11 protein-coding genes and 2 pseudogenes are annotated in these 20486 nt (G+C 67.4%); 10 read left to right on the top strand and 3 right to left on the bottom strand.

Annotated features, from left to right (window positions below):
* Window positions 1-353: 353 nt before the first annotated feature.
* Together IG84_RS40225 and IG84_RS0130225 are read left to right on the top strand one after the other, a co-directional pair.
* On the top strand, window positions 354-2294 hold the full coding sequence (locus IG84_RS40225) for a hotdog family protein (protein WP_157848982.1): 1941 nt from the start codon (window positions 354-356) through the stop codon (window positions 2292-2294).
* On the top strand, window positions 2291-3913 hold the full coding sequence (locus IG84_RS0130225) for a PfaD family polyunsaturated fatty acid/polyketide biosynthesis protein (protein ID WP_031063968.1): 1623 nt from the start codon (window positions 2291-2293) through the stop codon (window positions 3911-3913). The genes IG84_RS40225 and IG84_RS0130225 overlap by 4 nt, the downstream gene beginning before the upstream one ends.
* Window positions 3914-4569: 656 nt before the next feature.
* Here IG84_RS0130225 and IG84_RS38355 read toward each other — a convergent pair.
* Both IG84_RS38355 and IG84_RS0130215 read right to left on the bottom strand, forming a co-directional pair.
* Window positions 4570-5989, bottom strand: a pseudogene (locus tag IG84_RS38355) (helicase associated domain-containing protein); the annotation flags it as partial.
* 150 nt (window positions 5990-6139) lie between these two features.
* The gene (locus tag IG84_RS0130215) at window positions 6140-9052 is read right to left on the bottom strand and encodes an NACHT domain-containing protein (protein ID WP_031063965.1); all 2913 of its coding nucleotides are present in this window, start codon (window positions 9050-9052) and stop codon (window positions 6140-6142) included.
* Window positions 9053-9175: 123 nt separating this feature from the next.
* Here IG84_RS0130215 and IG84_RS41345 point away from each other — a divergent pair, with 123 nt between their 5' ends.
* From IG84_RS41345 to IG84_RS0130195, 4 genes are all read left to right on the top strand, one after another.
* A complete protein-coding gene (locus IG84_RS41345) occupies window positions 9176-9385 on the top strand; it encodes a hypothetical protein (RefSeq protein ID WP_031063962.1) in 210 nt (69 codons plus the stop codon).
* 266 nt (window positions 9386-9651) lie between these two features.
* The gene (locus tag IG84_RS0130205; RefSeq protein ID WP_245659652.1) at window positions 9652-10773 is read left to right on the top strand and encodes a tyrosine-type recombinase/integrase; all 1122 of its coding nucleotides are present in this window, start codon (window positions 9652-9654) and stop codon (window positions 10771-10773) included.
* The gene (locus IG84_RS0130200; RefSeq protein ID WP_245659651.1) at window positions 10770-13265 is read left to right on the top strand and encodes a tyrosine-type recombinase/integrase; all 2496 of its coding nucleotides are present in this window, start codon (window positions 10770-10772) and stop codon (window positions 13263-13265) included. The genes IG84_RS0130205 and IG84_RS0130200 overlap by 4 nt, the downstream gene beginning before the upstream one ends.
* A complete protein-coding gene (locus IG84_RS0130195; protein ID WP_031063952.1) occupies window positions 13262-13825 on the top strand; it encodes a hypothetical protein in 564 nt (187 codons plus the stop codon). The genes IG84_RS0130200 and IG84_RS0130195 overlap by 4 nt, the downstream gene beginning before the upstream one ends.
* Before the next feature lie 21 nt (window positions 13826-13846).
* Here the strand turns inward: IG84_RS0130195 and IG84_RS38350 are convergent.
* Window positions 13847-15703, bottom strand: a pseudogene (locus tag IG84_RS38350) (helicase associated domain-containing protein); the annotation flags it as partial.
* A 595-nt stretch (window positions 15704-16298) separates the two neighbouring features.
* On the opposite strand from IG84_RS38350, the gene IG84_RS0130185 reads away from it, so the two are divergent.
* From IG84_RS0130185 to IG84_RS0130170, 4 genes are all read left to right on the top strand, one after another.
* A complete protein-coding gene (locus tag IG84_RS0130185; protein ID WP_031063950.1) occupies window positions 16299-16592 on the top strand; it encodes an acyltransferase in 294 nt (97 codons plus the stop codon).
* Complete coding sequence (locus tag IG84_RS0130180; protein WP_031063948.1) at window positions 16592-18103, top strand: helix-turn-helix domain-containing protein; 1512 nt, start codon at window positions 16592-16594, stop codon at window positions 18101-18103. Before IG84_RS0130185 ends, IG84_RS0130180 begins: the two co-directional genes overlap by 1 nt.
* 17 nt (window positions 18104-18120) lie before the next feature.
* Complete coding sequence (locus IG84_RS0130175; RefSeq protein WP_031063945.1) at window positions 18121-18693, top strand: hypothetical protein; 573 nt, start codon at window positions 18121-18123, stop codon at window positions 18691-18693.
* 240 nt (window positions 18694-18933) lie between these two features.
* The gene (locus tag IG84_RS0130170; RefSeq protein WP_031063942.1) at window positions 18934-20124 is read left to right on the top strand and encodes a DUF6236 family protein; all 1191 of its coding nucleotides are present in this window, start codon (window positions 18934-18936) and stop codon (window positions 20122-20124) included.
* The last annotated feature ends 362 nt before the right edge of the window (window positions 20125-20486 follow it).

Genomic DNA, 20486 nt, shown 5'->3' with positions numbered 1-20486 from the left:
AAGAACTCGCCTTCGAGGGCGTACCCCTCGCGGTGTCGCCGACCGTTCCCGGACCCGTTCCCAGGCCCGTGCCTACCGGTTCACCCGACGCCACGGCAGTGGGCCGGAGGTTGGCCGAGCGCGTCCAGCAGGCACACTCGGCAGTACTCGATGCACACCAGACGATCGCCGCGTGGCAGCTCGCTCGCACCTCAAGGCCCGATCCACCGCGACCGGCCGTACAGGGTGCTGCTCCCAGCACAGTTCCCCGCGCATGGATGCCCGAGGGACCGCCCACAGACAGCCCCCTTGTGGTCCTGCGCAGCGCAACCGCCGCAATGCGCGCAACGAACGTGCCCCCTGAAGATTCCACTGTGATCACCCTGACGTGGCACGGCGAAGCGCAGCCCGAGCCTGTCCCGCTACACACCGACACCTTCGGCGCTACATGGCGGGTGAGTGACGGCGAACACACGCTTGCCGAGCTGACTCTCCACCAGGCCGGGTATGCCGAGCAATGGCCGCAGCGTGCGGTACTCCGCTTCCCGCCCGATCCCCGCCCGCTGGCCCGCACGAGCGTGCACGCGCTCACCGCCACCGACCTGGAGGTTCTGGGAGGAGGCGGCTTCGCCGCGGTCTTCGGTTCCGGATTCCGACAGGACGATCTCCCGTCGTCGGCACTGCCTGCCCGCTGGCCTGCCAGACTGCTGGACGACGTTACCGTCATCGACCCACGCGGCGGCCAGTACACACGGGGACGGCTGTGCGGAACCGCGTACCTGTCCGCTTCACACTCCTCCGCCACGGAAGGCCGCGAGCAAGCGTGGCCGGAGCTCATTGCAGCGGTGCTGGAAGCCCTCCGGGTCTACGCCTTCCATCAAGGCTTCCACCTCTGCGTTCGCGGCGCCCGCGCCGTACCATTGCCCGGCCACCCGGCCCTCGTAGAAGTACTCCATGCGGCAACACTGCGCGAGGCCCCCCTGCATCTGGACGTGAGCGTGTGCGAAGCGGGACTGTTCCCGCAACCACATCTGATCGCCGACTGCCTGATCACCGCTGACGGTCGCCCCGTGGCGCGCCTCCGCGACTTGGGTGTCGCTCTGCAAGCGGACCCGGAGACCATCGCCCCCCGACAGCGCATCCGCATGTGTGCCCCGCGGGAACAAGCGCTGGTCGACGAACTGGACACTGCGATGATGGCCGAAGGGAACCCGTCGAAACTCGACCTGACTCCTGGCAAGCAGGCCACCGCACAGGTCCGCCCACGCCTGCCGCGAGGTGACCTGCGCATGATGGACCGTGCGGCACGAGGCGACCTCACCCCGAATGAGTACCGGATCGGGGCCAGTGGAGTCGGCGAATATGACGTACCCGAAGACCCCTGGTTCATCCGTGAGAACAACGGCTGCGTGCCACAACTGGCTTTGATGGAAGTGGCATTGCAGCCAGCTGGCCTTCTCAGCGGCCTGTCAGGCGTGAAGGGCGAATATCCCGATCAAAACCTTTACTGCCGCAACCTGGAGGGACGGTTCCGACTGCTACGTCAGACTGAACTGCCTGCCACCACCGTCGAACAGCACGTCACGCTGCGCTCGCACACCCCTTTGCCCGGTGGAATCCTGCACCGTTACGACATCGAACTGCACACCGGCGGCAGCCCCTTCTACACGGGCGAGGCCGTGCACGGCTTTTTCACGTCGGCACTGATGGCCCAGCAGCAGGGACTCGACGGCGGCAAGTACGTACCGCCCTGGCTGGACCGCCAGAACCCGACACCACCCGACGTGCGTCGCCTCGATCTGAGCGAGGACACTCGGCTGGGCAGCGGCCGTCTGGCCTTGCTGGAGGAGGTGACGATCGTCCCCGGCGGGGGCGAGCACGGTGCCGGGTACCTGCTGTGCAGCAAGCCGGTACGGAACGACGACTGGTTCTTCGAGCACCACTTCCTCCACGACCCCGTGATGCCGGGGTCGGCCGGTGTGCAGATGCTTTACCAGGCCGCGAGTGCCTACGCACTGCACACCGGACTGCTGGATCACGTGCCGGATCCCCGCTTCTCCATCGCCGTCGGCGAGGAGCTGCTCTGGTCCTACCGCGGGCAGATCCTCCGCGAACACCAGCGGGTGCGCGGAGAGGTGCACATCCGCGACGTCAGGCAGGACGGGCAGCGCGTGCTGATCCTCGCCGACGGCAGCGTCTGGCGCGATGACCTGCGCATCTACCAGGTGGACAACATCGCGATCGATGTCCGGCCCGCCCAGCCGCCTGCCGTACAGTCCGTCCGGCCCTCGTTCGTCCCGGAGGGGGGCCGATGACCGGGGCAGCGGTGCGGCACGACCCGGACGGCGTGTACGAGGTGCTGGCCGATCTGGACCGGCCCTGTTACATCGTCAACAGGGGCGGCCGGGTGGGCACAACCCACCACGCCCCCGCACCGGGAAGCGGCGTCACTCTCCTCGCATACGCCGCGCCGCAGCCCCCCGACGGCCTCGGTAGCGCGGCATTCCGCCGCCATCACGGCATTCGGTACGCCTACATGGCCGGGGCGATGGCCGGCGGCATCTCATCGACGGGACTGGTCACCGCGCTGGCCCGGGCCGGGTACCTGGCCTCCTTCGGCGCCGCGGGGCTTCCGCCGGCCCGCATCGACGAGGCGTTGGGCGAGCTGGAGCGCACGCTGGGTGCCGCCGGCGTGCCGTACGCATGCAACCTCATCCACAGTCCGATGGCGCCCGCGCAGGAACGGCAGTGCGTAGAGGCGTGCCTGCGCCACAAGGTGCGCTGTGTTGAGGCATCCGCCTTCGTTCAGCTCACCCCTGACCTGGTGCGCTACCGCGTGGCTGGCCTGCGCCCAGGCCCGCCAGGTGCCGGGCCGCGGATCGAGAACCGGGTCGTCGCCAAGGTCTCCCGCACGGAGACCGCCGAGCTCTTTCTGCGCCCGGCCCCCGAAGCCCTTGTGGCCGACCTCGTGGCCCGCGGCCTAGTCACCGCGGTACAAGGTGAACTGGCCCGTACGGTGCCGATGGCCGACGACATCACACTGGAGGCGGACTCCGGCGGGCACACCGACCGTCGGCCTCTGGCCGTGCTGCTGCCCGCCGTGATCAAACTGCGGGACCGCCTCGCCCGAAAGTCGCCACACCCCATGCCCGCACGCATCGGAGCCGCCGGCGGCATCGGCACCCCCGAGGCCGTCATCGCCGCCCTCACCCTCGGCGCCTCCTACGTCGTCACCGGTTCAATCAACCAGTCAGCTGTGGAGGCCGGGACTTCCTCTGGCGTCAAGGAGCTGCTGGCCGAGGCCGGGCTGGCCGACTGCACCATGGCCCCGGCGGCGGACCTGTTCGAGCAGGGCGTCACCGTCCAGGTACTGGGCCGCGGCTCCCTCTTTGCCGGACATGCTGCTCGCCTGTACCGCCTCTACCGTGACCACGACAGCCTGGAGGCCCTGCCTCCGGAGGAGCGCCGGATGCTGGAAACCCGGATCCTGCGCCGACCAATGGAGACGGTCTGGAAAGACACCGCCCAGCATCTTTCCCACCACCACCCGGACTGGCTCCAGCGCGCGAAGAGGGACCCCAAACACCGTATGGCGATGGTCTTCCGCTGGTACCTGGCCATGGCCTCCCGCTGGGCCACCACCGGCGAGCACGACCGGCGCAACGACTGGCAGATCTGGTGCGGACCGGCCATGGGCGCCTTCAACACCTGGACAGCAGGCAGTACCCTCGCCGACCCCACACAGCGACACGTCACCACCATCGCCGACCACCTCCAGCGCGGCGCGGCCTTCCACGCCCGCATCACCCAACTACGCCTAGCAGGGGTACGCCTGCCGGCATCCTGCACCCACTACCGACTGCCCCTGACCGACTCGGCTCCCCCGCGCCTCGCAGTTGATCTCCCGCAGATGGCGACCGCCCGCCTTCCGTGACAGCAGAACGACCGCCCCCGCCCCGAAAAGCCGATCGCTCTCTCCCTATGCGGTGGGCCTCAGATAGCCCCGCACCCTGAAGGTGGACCTTGAACCGGAAACGCATGATGCTCACCGTCGCCCTCACCGGAAGACTGTGCCAAGCAATTACAGGAGCGTTCCTGCACACCGTTCTGCTGTTCTACCGCGCAAAGCTGCATGCGTTGAGCCGACAGCGCCCACCGAGGAAGCCCGACAGCGATTCGGCGTGCGAGACAGCCGCTTCCGCGCCAGCGCCGACACACTCCAGGCCCGCGCCGCAAAAGAACTACTGAACCTCGTCGACGGCGCCGCCTACCTACCCGAACGCGAGCGGGAAGCCGAGATCGACACCGCACTCGATGACCTCCTGGCCGCCCACCACGGCTACAGCAACTTCCACACCGAGCCCGCCCCAGCACGAGCGCTAGTCGCCTTGATCGGCCAGTACGGGAACGTGCCGGAAGCGGTGGGAGGAAAATACGCCGACGCCCCCCAAGTCAGCGGCTTGGCCGGCCCCCGCCTGTCAGCGACGTCGGCCTCCTCCACCAGCTCTCCGCCGAACGCACCCAACTCCACCGACCCTGGTAACTGGCATTCGCAGTCCGCGGTACTGCCCGACCAGCGCTACGCCCACTTCATGCCCACTCAACGCCGAGCTGCCACAGCGCCGCCCGTTGGTCGGGGGCCAGCCGGTCCCTTCTCGATTTGGTGTTCGAAATCCATACGCCGAGCTTGTGCTCGATGACCTGTCCGTCCTCGGTGATCCGTTCAATGTGCCCGCGTGGTACCGGTCGGTCCGCACCTTCCCTCTCTACCCATTGGGCGAGGGCGGTGAGGCCGCGTTGGAATGCCTGCTGCGCCTTGCTTGGGCCCTTCGTCGCACGCGTTGCTGTCGGGGTGGGTGCCGGCGCCTGGGTGGGCTGTACGCCCAGTCTGGTCAGCCGCTCCTGCTGTTCGGTGGTCAGCTGTGCCCAGGTGCTCGGCTGTTTTTGCCGCTGGAGCCATTTGCCGAGGTCGTCGCCGTCGAAGGTGACGCCGGGCTGGATTTCGGCGAGGACGTCGGCTCCGTCGGCGTCGACGAGGTCGGCGAGCACGCGGTAGTGCCGTTGCCAGTCCAGCGGCCATGGGCAGTTCCAGTCGAGGTCGATCGCGGCCAACTGCTGCGCCCGCACGCGAGCCCGCTCCGGGTCCTTTCCGAGACCGCCCTTCCTGCGCAGGTTCGCCATGTGCTGGCCGACCGGGACTATCGCCTCGTCTACGCCCCACATCGCGTCCTGCCGCGGGGCGAGGTGTCCGGTGGCCCGGCGGTAGGAGCGGAGCGCGGCGAGCTTGTTCTCCCAGGCTTCCTCGCCGGGTTCCCACACCATGCCGGCTTCCGGTGCGTCGAGCAGGGTCTTGCGCCGTTCTTCCAGTTCTCCGGCGCGCAGGGCTTTGCGCTGCTGGTGGACCCACCTGCCGAGGGGGAAGTCTTTGGTGACGCCGACCGTTGTCTCGGTGTCGTAGGGGACGGCGTAGAGGCCGGTGATGTGGTTCTCTGCTCGCCAGCGGAGGAGGGCTTGGTAGCCCTCCAGCCATACCAGGGACTCGGGCCGGTAGCCGGGTGCGCAGGAACGCCGCGATGGTCGCCGCGTCCCTGGGAGAGGAGAAGTGCAGCAGCGCCGCTTCGGCAGCGGCCTGGGTGTCGTCCTGTTCTTGGTCTTCGCCGTCACCCTCGCCGCTGGCCCCGATGATCCGCCCGTCCTCGTCGCGCCGGATGTGGACCTTGCGCTGTCCGCTGGTGAGGGCGCGGGAGGCGAGCTGCTCGACGAGGCGTTCGTCGTGGCTGCGGAGGCCCTGGAGGACGGCTACGAGGGGGCGGAAGCTGGCGGAGGCGACCATGTCGGTCGGGTCCTCGCCGGGCTCGAGGAAGACCGGCACGATGATCCGCGCGACCTTCGTGCTGCCGTCCTTGTTGAGCCGGAGTGCGCGGCCGATGTTCTGCACGATCTCGACCTGGGAGCCGCGGGTGTCGGCGAAGCAGACGGCCTCCACTCCGCGGTCGCCGGTGATGTCCATTATCTAGAGGTGGGGAGAGCGTGAGGGATGTTTGTTCTGGTCGTGCGGAGAGTGCGCCTGACAGAGAGCGGCGAGCAGAGGCCACGCAGTCTGACGGGTCCTCGCGGGGCAGGTATGAATTTGTTCGCGCATATCTGAGCCGAGCGGAAATCAAGTACCCGCTATACGGGGTCGTGGATACAGGCGGACAGTATCTGGGTTAAATTCCTCCAGGCCGACGATGCTGTCCGCGTGGTGGAGAGATACTTGCAGTCCTTCGATCCGCTTAAGGGGAGTGATGTCGGTGATGTCAGGTAGCGATGCGCGACAGTTGACGGAAAGTCTCTTCAGGTTGGGAAATATGTCAGGGACCAGTTGCAATTGCGCATCTGCATCGAGGGGTGACAACTGTAGATATGTCACGTTGGGCATGGGGCTGGCTTGCGCGAGATCATACTCAGAGATATAGAGATCCGTCAGGTGTGATAGCGAGGAGATTTCTCGCCACTCTGCAGGGTTCGGTCCCGCGTTGATCACCAATGTTTTCAGGAATTGCCACTTGGAGATGCCCCGCAGGGGCGTGTCGATCCAGCGAGCCAGGCGCAATGCATTCAAGTCCAGCGGTGCGGGCAGATCTTCCAGGCTGCTCCACGGTAGGCGGGTATAGAGGGCAAGGTCCGTGAGTTCTGACAGTGAAGCCAGAGCGTCGAAGGAGGCTCCGCTTGGAAACTGCAGGAGGCCCAAGTCTGACAGTGGCACCCCTGCAAGGTCATCAATGTGCGTGAGCTGGCTGCACTCGGATAGAATGAGTGCTTTCAAGGCGGGGAGTCGGCGGATGAATTTCAAGTCTGCTAGTGCTTGGCCGGAATAGATATTCAGTGTTTGGGTGTGTTCGGGTGAGAGATGCTCGATTATTTCTTCTGCGGGGAAAGCCTCTCGGAAGGTGACGGTTGTGATAGGTGCGAGCAAGGGCAGGGCGTTGCGCTGATCCTCGTTTTGTACAACCAGATTTGGGTGGTTGCTGAAGGGGAGCAGGATGTCGCGTGCATATGGGACAGCATCGAAGTTCTTCCAGCCCTCGATGAGCTCGTAGGGTGTTGACTCAGACGTCAGTGACTGAGCAAAGCGGCTGAGGAAGGCGTAAGCATGGTCGCCGCCGATGGTGGCGGCAGTCTCAATGACGGGGCCTAATTCGTCGTGTTCCAGGCCCTGGGGGCCCGGCAGTAGATCCAGGATGCCTGGACCGAGTGCGGCAAGTGTCGTCGCCTCTTCCGAGGAGCGGGGAGGCATCAGGACACGCGCACGCTCTTCGACCAGGTGGCGAGTGGCGGGCTCGATTTCGGTGGCGTACTGCAGACTGGCGGCCGCCAGGAGGTGGAGTCTGCCCCTGTGTTCGCCCTCGGCATCACCGCGTTCGACGAGGCGGCGGAGTAGATCAGTGCTCTCGGCTGGGCGGGCGTGGGCGACGGCCATGCGTAGGACGTCCTCCCACTGGTCGTCGTGTGCGTTGTTGACCAGCAGCGGAAAGTCGTGCGCTTCGATGGCGGCTTTGGCTCCGAGGTAGTCCTGGAAAGTCCGGTGGACGAAGTCGATGGTGTCCATGGTGGGCTGGCGCAGGAGCCCGCTGCGGCCGACCAGGTGCGTCAGGACCTGGTCGGCTGTGCCCTGCTCGGCCACGGCCTGCATGGCCGGCAGCGCGTCGTCGACCAGGGCCATCGCCGTGGCCCGTTCCATCTCGGTCTGGCGGTTGCGGATGAGCCAGTAGGCCAGACGCTGCAGTAGCTGGACGCTCTGGTGTTCGGTGAGCTGAATGCCTTCCGGGACATCGATGCTGCGCTCCAGGTCGCGGCGCACCAGCAGCATCGACAGTGCTGCCTCATACAACTCCATGCGGCTGTGAGGCAGATGACCGCGGCGGTCCCGGTGCAGAGCGCAGATCAATGCACACATCAGGGGAGTGCTGGACAACTGCGCTAGGTCACGCTGAGCACGCACTGTGACCTGGAGCGTTGCTTCGAGATCATGCAGTTGTGAGCGTTCGGCGTCGGTTGCCGCATTGTGTCGGGCTGCGGTGTGCCACCGGTGAACGAAGACTCCAATGTCGGCGGCACTCATGGGCCGTACTGACAGTTCGGTGAAGTGCGACGAAGTCAGCCAGCCTTCTGGTACAGCGGACGGACGCGTGGTGACCACGAACCGTGCGTCCCTGTAGGCCGCCAAGAGCCGCTCGAGCCAGTCCCGCGTGGCGCTCCGGTGCTCCTGAGGAACCTCGTCGATGCCGTCAACCAGGACGAGTGCCTCCCCCCTGGCGAGTACGGCATCGGCCCAGCCTTCAGGTTGTGAGGCGGCCAGAGGGGTGCTGACCGCAGACAGGAAATCGTGTGGCTCCGGAAGGGGTCCACGCCTCACCAGCGTCCGCAGCGGCAGGATGAACGGAATCCGTCCCCGCCAGTCCGCAAGTTCCTCCGGCAGTTCATCGCGCGCCGTGGCGACAGCCAGCCACTGCAGCAGTGTTGTCTTTCCGCTGCCGGCGAGCCCTCGCAGAAGAACGCGTCGGCAGCTGGCCAACGCGTGCTCGGCACGCTTCACCACGACGGATGGCCGGTCCGATTCCTCGCTGCCTGCAGGCCAGTCTTCCGGCCGCTCCGCCAGTTCCAAGCTCAAGTACGCCGCATCCAGCGGCCAGCGCGCACGTTCCGGCCGGCTCAGGTCCAGCCCTACGACGGTCAGTTGGGAATGCCGTTCCGTCACGTAGCTGAGGTACCGCTCCTCGAACGAAGGCTGCACTCTGGGCCGCACCGACCTGCGGGTGACTCTCCTCGGATAGCCCTGGTGCACCTGCGGTACGCGGGCGCCGGCGTGGCGTAAGGCCAGCAATGGCTCCACATCCGTGCCCAGCGCCTTCGCCAGGGCCACCAGCGTGGCCTCGGAGGGCACCACTTGGCCGTTCAGCGCCTGGCTGACCGTTGTCCGCCCCAGCCCGGTCCGCTGCTGCAACCCACCCATCTGCAGGCCCCGCTGCGCCCTGAGGGTACGCAGCCGTAGCGCGAGTTCCGCCAGCGGATCCTCGTACACGTCCCCCATGTCCTGCTTCTCCGTCTCCCAGGCGACCGTCTTCGTTCATCTTTGTTCGTCCTGAACCCCGGTGAACACCAGAACCGCGAAATTCGCCGAAGTCCCCGTCGTCGGTTGTCCTGGGAAGAAGGCATGAACACCTCATCCATTCACCTGATCCTCCTGGCGCTGCTTCTGGCCATCGTCGGTCTCTTCTGCACGCTCGTAGGAGCAGCGGCCGGTCTGCTCGCTCGCATCGACGGAGCTACCTATGCCACCGCCCTGTTGCGCGGTGCCGTGGCCTTCGCGGGCAGTGCCTCCCTGTCCCTGGCGCTGCTGACCTTCGTCCTCGCGGTGCTGTGAACCGAGGATGCTTTGTCCCACTTCTGTCGACGAGAGCATGGCGCCGCCCGTGGCGGGCGCTGTCCTCGGCGCTGGAGCCCGGCCAGCGTCAGGGCGTCGACTACAGGACGGACGTTATCTAGAGGTGGGGTGGTTGGTGTGGTGTGTTTGGCGAGTTCCTCACCTGGTCGTGTGGCAGCTGCCCGGAACGGGCACCGGCCCTCGGCGGGGTTTGGTCTGTTTGGTGGGTGGAGCAAAGCTATGTAGCTGAGCGTTCGATCTCCCCGGTGACCGGTGTGGAGCGGTGGGTGGTGGCCGACGCGCGCACCTACGACCTGCATGTAGAGGCGTGTGCGTTCTTGGCGGGGTTGCGCAGCAAGGGCCGCTCACCGAACACGGAACGGGGCTACGCAGGCCGTCTCGCCCTCTATCTGAACTACTGCACCCAGCGCCGTATCGAGTGGTCGCGTCCGAGTTTCATGGCGCTGTCCGGGCTGCAGCAGTGGCTGGTCACCACGCCGCTGCCCACCCGCAGCCGCCGCTCCCCGACCACGGCTGCACCCCGCTACCGCTCGCAGGGCACGGCGAACGCGGTGATGACGGCGGTCACGGACTTCCTGCGCTTCGGCGCGCTCCACGGCTGGGTCCCGGCCCAGACGGCCGGCTTGCTGTCGGAGCCGAAGTTCCTGCGGTTCTTGCCGGCCGGTTACGACGCGGGCGAGCGCGGCCAGTGGCGCCAGGTCCAGGTATCGGCTTTTCGTTTCCAGGTCAGCGAGCCCGGCTACGAGGCCCTGTCCCCGGAGCAGATCCGCTGCATGATCGCGGATACGCCCCGGGCACGGGACCGTTTTCTCATCGCGCTGCTCGCCGCGACCGGCCTGCGGATCGGGGAGGCCCTGGGCTTGCGCCAGGAGGATCTGCACTTCCTGGCCTCGTCACGCTCGCTGGGCTGCCCGGTGGAGGGCCCGCACCTTCATGTGCGGCGGCGCACCGACAACCCGAACCGGGCCCTGGCCAAGTCCAGACACTCCCGCTGCCTCCCCGTCACCCCCGATATCGTCGCCTTCTACACCGACTACCAGCACGAACGGACCCCGGTGGCCCAGGCGGCCGAGACAGGCATGGTGTTCGTGAACCTCTTCCGACCCCCGCTGGGGCGAGCCATGACCTACCCGAATGCCAAGAGCGTCTTCGACCGTCTGGCCCGCCGCGCCGGGCACCCGACTCGCCCGCACATGCTGCGCCACTCCGCGGCCACCCACTGGCTGCGTGAGGGAGTGGACCGGGACGTAGTGCAAAAGCTGCTGGGGCACGCCTCGCCGCTGTCCATGGACCGCTACCGCCACGTCGATGAGTCCGAGACCCGGGCGGCTGTCGACCGGGCCCAGGCATGGCGGGAGGACCGGTGAGCACGGCTGGTGCGCCTGCCGCCACACTTTCCGCACCGACGAAGGCCACGAAGAAGTCGTGGGAGACGTGGCTGCGTGCCCACATCGATCCCGCGTGGCGGCCAGGGGAGTGGGACAGCGCCAGATGGCTGTTCACAGGAGACCTCGACAACCCGCGCACCTCGTCCTCCCGGTGCCGCACCCGCCGCTGCGACATGATCGTGCGCGCTCAAGAGACGTTCTGTACCTACTGCTCGGACCAACGCAGAAAGAGCGGCCTGCCGCGGGAAGAGTTCGCCGCCACGTTCACCCCCGCCCGTTCCAGATCCCTGCCTCTGGCGGTCGTCGGGCCGTGCACGCTCACCAGGGACGGCGTGCGGTGCGTACGCCCTCAGGTATCGCGAGGCATGTGCGCCGCCCACCACGGATCATGGAAGTACCACCAGTCCAGAGGCACGATCGAGCGGTGGCTTCGCAGCCGGGCAACACCGTTCACCGAAAACCCGGACTGCATGGTGACCCACTGCTCCGGCTGGGCGATGAACTCCAGTGGACTGTGCAACTTCCACTGGCGCGCCTGGAGAGCGGAATGCCGCTCCAGCACCAACCCCATGCCTGCCGCCCAGTGGGCACCGCACCAGCCCCTGTATCTGCTGGCGCACCAGTTCCACCTCGCCCCATTGCCCCAGCTGCTGCGCTGGGAAGCGCTGTACGCCGTGCAGCAGATGGACCAGTGGGTACGGGCCCTGGAACCTCACTGGATCCGCGGCGTGATCAGCCACCTCACCACCGCCGACACCCTTCTGGACGCCACCAATGCGGCCCGGCTCACCAAGCCGCACCAGGCTGCCGTCCGTACATTGGAGAACCTGCAGTCCGCCGCCCGCGCCGGATACAGCGAGTTCTCCGGGATCACCCTCATCGACCAGGACGTCATCGATCTGCGCGTCCTCGGGCTGCGCCACAGCGCATCTGGCAAGCGCCGGCATCTGCCCGGCCGCGTCGATCTCCGCACAGTCCGCCAGCCCTGGCTGCGCCAGGCGCTGCGTCATTGGGTGACCACCGCCCGACCAACCACGGAAGACTTCAAGCGCACTTTCCACGCAACGACCATCGCTTCCACGGCACTCGCCCAGCGCGCCGACGCTGGCGACGATCCCGCCGCCCTGACGTTCGCCGATGCCACCTTGGCCGTCGACGCTTTCCGCGGCGCACGCAAACGAGACGGCACCCCCTACTCTTCCTCCTTCCGACGCAGCCTGCTGGGGATGTTCTTCCAGCTCATCGCCTACGGCCGCCGCTGCGGCACCCTCGACGACCTGGCCGGCACCTTCACCCGCGTACCCGTCGAGCACGTCATCTCCGTGGAAGAACCCAACGAGGACTTCATCGGCAAGGCCATCCCCGAATCCGTCATCCGGCAACTGGACGCCCACCTCGACACCCTGGGCACCGGAAACACCTACGGCTGCCGCGACATCGTCCCAGACGCCCGGCACCTGCTGTACCGCACGATGTACATCGTCCTGCGCGACACCGGGCGCCGCCCGCTCGAGATCGTCTCCCTGGCCCGTGACTGCCTGGAGACCCACAACGGCCAGCCCACCCTGATCTGGGACAACCACAAGAGGAAACGCCACCGCAGACGTCTGCCGATCACAACCTCCACCGCCGACGCCATCCGAACCTGGCAAGCCTGCCGCGACCAGCTGCACCTTCCCGCCAAGGGAGACCGATACCTCTTTCCCTCTCTCACCGCCCTGAGCGACGCCCCCTACATCTCCAGCACCTACCTCAGCGACGCCCTCAGGCTCTGGGCAGACGCCCTGCCCCCGCTCCACGCCGAGGGCACCGACTCCAAAGGAGAACGCCTGCTCCTCGACCGGTCCCTGATCTACCCCTACGCTTTCCGCCACTCCTACGCCCAGCGCCACGCAGACGCCGGCAGCCCCGTCGACGTGCTGCGCGAGCTGATGGACCACAAATCCATCGCCATGACCCAGCGCTACTACACCGTCTCCCTCAAACGGAAGAGCGAAGCCGTGGCCAAACTCAGCGCACACGTCCTCGACCAGCACGGCCACCCCAGCCCCAGCTCGATCACGGCCTACGAGATGCGCTCCGTCGCCGTTCCCTACGGCGGTTGCACCGAGCCGTCAAACGTCAAAGCCGGCGGCCAGGCCTGCCCCATCCGCTTCCAATGCGCCGGCTGCGGCTTCTACCGCCCCGACCCCTCCTACCTGCCCGCCATCGAGCACCACATCAACGAACTACGAGCAGACCGCGAAACCGCACTCGCCATAGGCGCAACCGAGTTCGTCACCACCGCCCTCACCGCGCAAATCACTGCCTACCAGCGCGTCATCGACCGCATGAACACACACCTGGCATCCCTCCCCGCCTCCGAACGCGCCCAGATCGAAGAAGCCAGCACCGTGCTGCGCAAAGCACGAGCAGGTGACAACCACACGCTCCTACCCCTCACCACTGCCCGACCGAAAGAACCGCGATGAATCCCCGCGGCAACCCCGCCCCCCTCGCCGAAGCCAGACGTCGCCACAGCCTCGACAAACGAGCCCGTGTCCTCACCGTCCTCGCCACACTCGAGAAACAGGGAAAGCCGCTCACCTTCGCCGCAGTCGCCCGCGCCGCCCGAGTTTCCACCTGGCTCACCTATGCCTCCGGTGTACGCGAGCACATCGAGGCAGCCCAACTACGCCAAGCCCACAGCACTCCGCCATCTGCCACGGCAAGCCCGCCCTCCCAACTCAGCCTGCGCACCGAACTCGAAATCGCCCGGCAAGAAATCAAAGAACTCCGCGACGAACGCGACCGGCTCCAGGCAGCCCTGCGCCACCAACTCGGCCAGCAACTCGATGCCATCCACGCCCCCGACACAGCAACCAGAGCAGACCAGCTGAACGCCCTGAACCAGGACTTCACCCGCCGGCTGGAGGAAGCCGCCTCGGAGAACGCCACGTTCCGCGCCCGCATCACCGCCCTCGAAGAAGACCTGATTGCTGCCCGCACCAGCCTGCGCCGAATGATCCGCGCCGAGAACACGGCCCGCTGAACGACATACCATCCACGGCGGTCATGCCCACTCCACGCCGAGTTTCCGTAGCGCGTCGAGCTGCTCGGGGGCGAGCTTGTCCCGCCTGGACTTGGTGTTGGAGACCCATACGCCCAGCTTCACGACCACCGGATCGGCCTCGCCCTCAACCACGACCTTTTCGGCGTGGCCCCTTGGTACCGGCCGGTGCGCACCTTCCCGCTCGACCCACTGCGCGAGGGCTGCCAGGCCACGCTGGAAGGCCTGCTGGGCCTTGCTGGGCCCCTTCGTCGCACGCGCAGCGGACGGGGCGGGAGACGGCGCCTGGTCAGGTTGCACGCCCAGCGTGGTCAGCCGCTCCTGCTGTTCGGTAGACAGCTGCGCCCAGGTACCCGGCTCTCGCATCCGCACGAGCCAGCGCCCGAGGTCGTCACCGTCGAAGGTGACGCCGGGTGGGATGTCGGGCAGGTGGCCGTCGGGCTCGTCGGCGGCGAGGTTGGCGAGGACGCGGTAGTGGCGTTGCCAATCCAGGGGCCAGGGGCAGTTCCAGTCGGAGTCGACCTCCGCCAGCTGCCTCGCTCGCTCCGCGGCCCGCTCGGGGTCTTTCCCGAGGCCGCCCTTGCGACGGAGGTTGGCCAGGTGCTGCCCGATGGGCATCATCGCCTCATCCTCGTCCCAGAGGGTGTCCTGGCGTGGGGCGAGGTGTCCGGTGGCCCGCCGGTAGGACCGCAACGCCGCGAGCTTGTTCTCCCACGTCTCGTCACCCGGTTCCCACACCATTCCGGCTTCGTCGAGCAGCTCTTTGCGGTGGGGGTCGAGTTCGCCGGCGCGGAGCGCTTTGCGCTGCTGGTGCACCCAGCGGCCCAGGGGAAAGCTCACCGTCGCGCCCGCGGTGGTCTCGGTGTCGTAGGGCACCGCATACAGACCGGTGATGCCGCGCTCGGCGCGCCAGCGGATCAGGGCCTGGTAGCCCTCCAGCCACACCAGGGACTGGGGCCGGATGACGCGGCAGCGGGTCAGCGCCGCGACGTCGGCCGCGTCCCGAGGGCGGGCGAAGTTCACCACCAGCGAGGTGACACGGTCCACCTCCCGCTGCGCCTCATCGCCCACCTCCTCCTGGCCGCCACCCTCCGATCCCGCCGGAGCCTGCTGGGGACGGACGTGGAGGCGCCGGCGTTCCGCGCTGCGGGTCAGGGCGCGGGAGGCGAGCTGCTCGACCATGCGCTCGGAGTGCGAGCGCAGCGCTTGGAGGATGTCGACCAGGGGCTGGTAGCTGGCGGAGGCAACCATGTCCTTGGGGTCCTCACCGGGGGCGAGGAAGATGGGGATGATGATCCGCGCGGTCTTCACGGTGCCGTCCGGGTTGGGCCGCAGGGCGCGGCCGATGTTCTGGACGACGTCGACCTGGGAGCTGCGGGAGCCGACGATGCACACCGCCTCCACCCCGCGCAGCCCGGTGATGTCGACCCCGACACCCAGGGCCCGTACCGAGGCGAGGAACGCCCGGTGCACCCGCCGGTTGTGGGCGTTGACACCGTCTGCGAACTGGCGGATGACCTCACGCCGGTGGGCGATGGGATGGTCCCCACACAGCCAGTCGGCCCATACCCGGTCCGGGGGCACGTGGCGGCTCTCCTCCAGCTCATACAGCTCCGCGTCGAGGGAGGAGGCGGGGAGCTCCTCTGCGTGAGCAAGGGCGGCCGCGGAGGCCTCAGCCGCGTACAGTTCGGCGGCCGTCGCCGGCATCTGCTCAGCGAACGCGCGGGCCTCCTCCACCCGCTGGTGGAACACCATGGTGGTGTGCAGATTCAGCTGCGCCGCGTGCTCCAGCAGTGCGGCCTGGAGCAGTCCCAGGCGCCGGCCGCGCAGCGCATCCTCGGACAACCCCAGGATGGGTGTCGCGTCTCCGGCCTGATGCGGGAGGTCGAGCCGCTGGCCAGCGATCCCTCACTTCGAAGCTGCTTGCTCTGCCGCTGTGTTGACCTGCGATGACTACTTGTCGCTAAGCCATGACCGTAAATTGTCAGAGCTGTGAGCAGCCGTCCCTCAACTTCATTGAGAATTCCGCAAGTTCACTGAGAACGTCTATGAGCAGGGTATGGAGCGGGACCCGACCCGATGGGGCGTGTGTTGTGGTTGGGGTGAGTGGGGCGATGTTTCGTCATGGTGTCGAACTCGGCGGCATGATCTGCGCTGAGCGTCGCCCGGACGTCCGAACGAGATGGTCAGTGGAGTCGCGACGGTCACGTCCCTGATGGCTGACGTGAACCGGGCTGCTGAGAGCGTAGGCGCGCCGGCGGTCCAGACCGGCAAGCTCCGCCTGCTGCCTTTTGATCCGTTCGACGACGGCCTCTTCCTCCGGAGGGCCCAGGGGCCTCCTGGGGCGTCGTGTGGCCCCAACGTACCGGCCGCGCGGTGTCGCTGTTCGCGAGGCAGGTATGAGGAAAACACATCAGCTATGCGTTCACTGCATGAGTGGGGTAGGGTTTTCCGCATGGGGATGCCGTTGGCGGAGCAGGTACGGGTTACCGTGGCGGCCTTGATGCACGCCACGGGGGAGTCGCAGGCCCAGGTGGCCGGGGTGCTGGGGGTGACGCAAGGCCAGGTAAGCCGGCGTCAGTCCGGCGCGGCCGCGTGGAGCCTTGGCGACTGTGAGGCTCTTGCCCGGCACTGGCGCATCGGTGTGCTGGACTTCCTCGCCGGGCCCACCCGGGCCTGCGAGGCCCTGGCGGAAGAACGAAACGGCCCGGCCGTGGTGGCGGGCGAACGCCCGGGAGGGGCGCGGTGATGGTCCGCTACGACGCGATCGACGCGCTGGTGGCAGGCGCCCGCCAGGAAGCCGAACTGCCCCCGGCCGACCGGCGACGCCAGCTGCGGGAAGCGCTCGGCCTGTCCCGGGCGCAGGTGGCCCGCGCGCTGGGGGTGGGCCCCTCCACGGTGGGGGGCTGGGAAAACGGCCGCGACCCCAGCGGCGAGGTCCGTGACAAGTACGCCTACTTCCTGAACTCCGCCCGGGAGAAGCTGGCGACCCTGGAGGCCACCTCACCGGGCAGCCCCCAGGCCGAGGACGACCAGCCCGCTGCCTCCGCGTCGTCCGGGCCCGAACCCGGCCCGGACGACGCGGAGGTGGAGATCCTGCACGCCGCGCGGCCGTGCGTGCTGTGTGGACAGCCGGCCCGCCACCAGGTCGCCGGGTTCCCCCAGCACCTCGACCCCGCCGCGTGCACCGCCGCAGCAGCCGCCTCAGCGCGGGCCCCGGAACCCGCCCGCGCCCCCGAGGCCGAGCGCGGGCAGGTCCGGCTCCGCCCCGGCCGCCAGGTGCAGGCCGGACCGGAGCCCGACCTGATCGGCGACGCCGTCGCCACCGCCCTGTCCCAGCACGGCGGGGACACCGAGGCGGCCACCGCGGCACTGATCAAACGCGCCATCCCGGACGCGATGCACCTGCTGGACGTCGCCCGCAAGGGCGGCCGCTACGACGTCGTGGCCCACCCCTGGCTCCCCGACATTTTGCGCAAGCCCTCCGCACGCGGCTCCGACCAGATCTGGGAGGCCCGCCCCAAGTGGGCCCGCCCCGCCCTGCCCGCCGGACTCCACCAGGTCACCAACCTCGACATCAACGGCGCCTATCTCTCCGCCCTCAAGACCCATCTGCCGATCGGGCAGTTGGAGCACTCCACCGGCGACGTCCACGACCGTCGCCGCGCCGGCGTCCACCTGATCACCCCGCCGGTGTGGGAGCACGAGGACGTGCTGCCCAACCCGCTGGGCAGCCGCGAGGAGCCGGGCCCGCTGTGGGTGACCGAACCGACCCTGCGCCTGCTGCTGCGCCTGTCCGGCCCCAAGTACCAGCTGTGCGACCGGCCGCAGATCATCGAGTCCTTCACCTCCGGCGCGACCGAGAACCTGCTGGAGAAGTTCCGCCTCACCCTCAAGGAAGCCCGTGACCAGGCCCTCGCCGAGGAGGACGAGGTCACGCTGGAGTACGTGAAGGCCATGTACGCCAAGTTCGTCTCCACCATGGGGGAGTCCAACTACAACCGCGAGCTGTACCGCCCCGACTGGATGCACCTGATCCGCTCCCAGGCCTTCGCCAACCTCTGGCTGAAGGCCCACAAGGCGCACGAGGCCGGACTGGAGGTGGTCAGCGTCCAGGGCACCGACGAACTCCACGTCATCGGCGACTGGCGCCGTGTCTTCACCGAGGGCCGCGCGGTGACCGAGGTTAAGGTCAAGGACGTCTACTCCCTCGGCCAGGCTTCCGCCGACCCGGCCGCCGCCGGCGACGCCAGCGACTGAAAGGAGGCCCTGCGCGCATGCCCCAGCGCACCATCGAGTTCGGCAAGTACGGTGCCGCCGGCATCAAGGGCCACCTGGCCGTGGCACGGCAACTGGACGCCCTGGTCGATTACGTCACCACCCCCGTCACCGCCCCCCGCGGCCTGCACGCCCGGCTGCGCTACCTCACCCGCACCCCTCACGCCCGCGCCGCCGCGCGCGCGGCGGGCCTGACCGTCACCGACCGCACCCTGAAGGCCTGGCTCGGCGGCGCGCGCCGCCCCTCACGCCGCAATCTGGGCCGGATCGAGGACGCCTACCGCACGGTCCGCCGCCACAACGTCGCCCGCTATCTCCTGGCCCGCCTCAACCGCTCAGGCCGCGGGACCCGCGTGGAGATCCACCCGCTCAACCAGTCCGGCGTCGACCGCCCCTACCAGCGGGTCGTGGAGTTCCGCACCCTCAACGTCCGCCGCTGGGACCGGATCGTCGACGCCTGGGCGGCGGCCGACGACCGTGCCCTGGACGACGCCTGGATCCAGCAGATCGTCGACCTCGGCTCCCAGTGGGGACAGTACGAGTACGTCACCAACGTCGGCTTCGCCGCCTAGCCTCCTGTGGGATCTCAAGTCCGGCTTCACAATCTCAGCTGCGACTGCTTATCAGTCACCATATGAAGCGATAGTGAGACTCGATGTTCGGCGTAGGTGCCGTTTCGGATGACGGCATCCGGCACTTACCCACCGCCACTCCAACATCGAGAGCGATCCCAAAACCCGTGCCCGTCTTGTTGAGAGGAAAGGGTCGTGCAGTCGCCTCCAGTGGGACCCTAAGCCTAGGGAGGGCGGCGAATGACTGAGATCGGATTGTACTACCCACATCCGGAGATTCGGGACGAGTCCTGGCTGCGACTTGCTCTGCTGTATTGGTCAAAGATCGGCCGCATCGTGCCCCGGGGATTTCGTCCCCGTAATACCCGGGGCATCGCGGAGCTCGTTGATCAGGGCTTGCTTCTGGATCTAGAGCCTCCGGACGGCACGGATATCAAGGTCTTCTTCACTCAGCTACTCAGAGAGCGCTACGCAGAGTTCATGGACCGGTACAGGTTACCGGACGAGATTCTGGCTCATGGGCGAGTCGTAGTGGATCTCGAGATGGGCAACGGCGAGTATCCACCCCACATGTCCGTACCTGATGAACTCAGCCACCTGGGGTGGTTGCATTTCTCTCGCCTCGGGGGTGGGTTAACAGAGCAACTTCTTAGTGCCGGCCTCGCGGTTGCGACCAACGATGTCAATCATTACCCGTGGCTCGGAATTCACCCTAAAGTGGCTTCCGTGTACCAGTGCGCGCTAGCCGATGAGCTGGCCCGGCGTAACGGCATGCAGACGATCACTGATCGTTCAGAGGAGCATGCCGTACTGAATGGCTGGACGGTTCAGGTGCTGGCAAAGGTGCTCCTTGAGGAGGGCGGCGATGGGCTCCATGCGCCTGATGCGGGCAGTGTCACGGAGGCGTTTGCTCTGACCGTGCTGCAGACGATTGTTCCAGCCGGCATTGAACGACTGCCACTGAAACGCTTACTCAAGGTTCGAGAAGAGTTGCTGGGCGAACTCCTGACGTTCCGGGAGTTCGTCAATTCGCTGTCCGAGTATCTCGCAGATGCGGCGGCGACCGAGGATGATCGGGTACGTGCAGCCAAGCTTGAGGTTCTTGTCGAGGGACAGGTCGAGCCGAGACTGCGGGAGCTGGAGAGGGCCGTGCGTCGCGCAAAGCTGGAACCTGTCCGAGCCGTGCTGAGCTTGAAGGAATTGGCTCCGCCTGCCGCGCTTGTAGCGGGCGCGACGCTGCTCGATGCTCCGCCAGCAGTGGCCGCTACAGGGGCTCTGGCGTTCTGCCTGCTCGGCTCGGTGTGGGAAAGCCGCCTGCGGACAGCTGAGCTGCGGGGGGCATCCCCCGTGGGGTATCTGCTGGGCATCCGGCAAGGGCTGTCACCGGGCATCGTCTCCAGAACCGCCCAGGCACTCTTCCGTCGCCAGTGATCACAATTCCGGCATGCCCCAAACGACGCGGGCATGCCGAAAGGCGACAGACGACGTGCTCTTGACACGATGGATACAGCACGAGGATGAGACTCGTCCTAGCTGTCCCGTCTACACAGCGGTCCAGTCGCACACCCCAGTTTGCGGTCGAGCCGTCGTTGGGTTCGCAGCGGCTTGGAGTGGGGTGCGGGTGCGAACATTCGGACACGTTCGTGAGACTCGGCGGCCGGGCACGGTGTGAGACAACGCGTGAACCTGCAGGTCATGGAGCTGCTCCCGGATGTGAGTCACGAGGCCTTACACCTTCTGCAGGCATGCCGTTCGCCCGTCCCTGCCCCTTTCTCAACGGCCGTGGCTCTTGC

The sequence above is a fragment of the Streptomyces ochraceiscleroticus genome, from assembly GCF_000720485.1.
Classification (GTDB): Bacteria; Actinomycetota; Actinomycetes; order Streptomycetales; family Streptomycetaceae; genus Streptomyces; species Streptomyces ochraceiscleroticus.
Note: the sequence above shows the minus strand (reverse complement) of the source record. Positions and strands in the feature narration are given on the sequence as shown.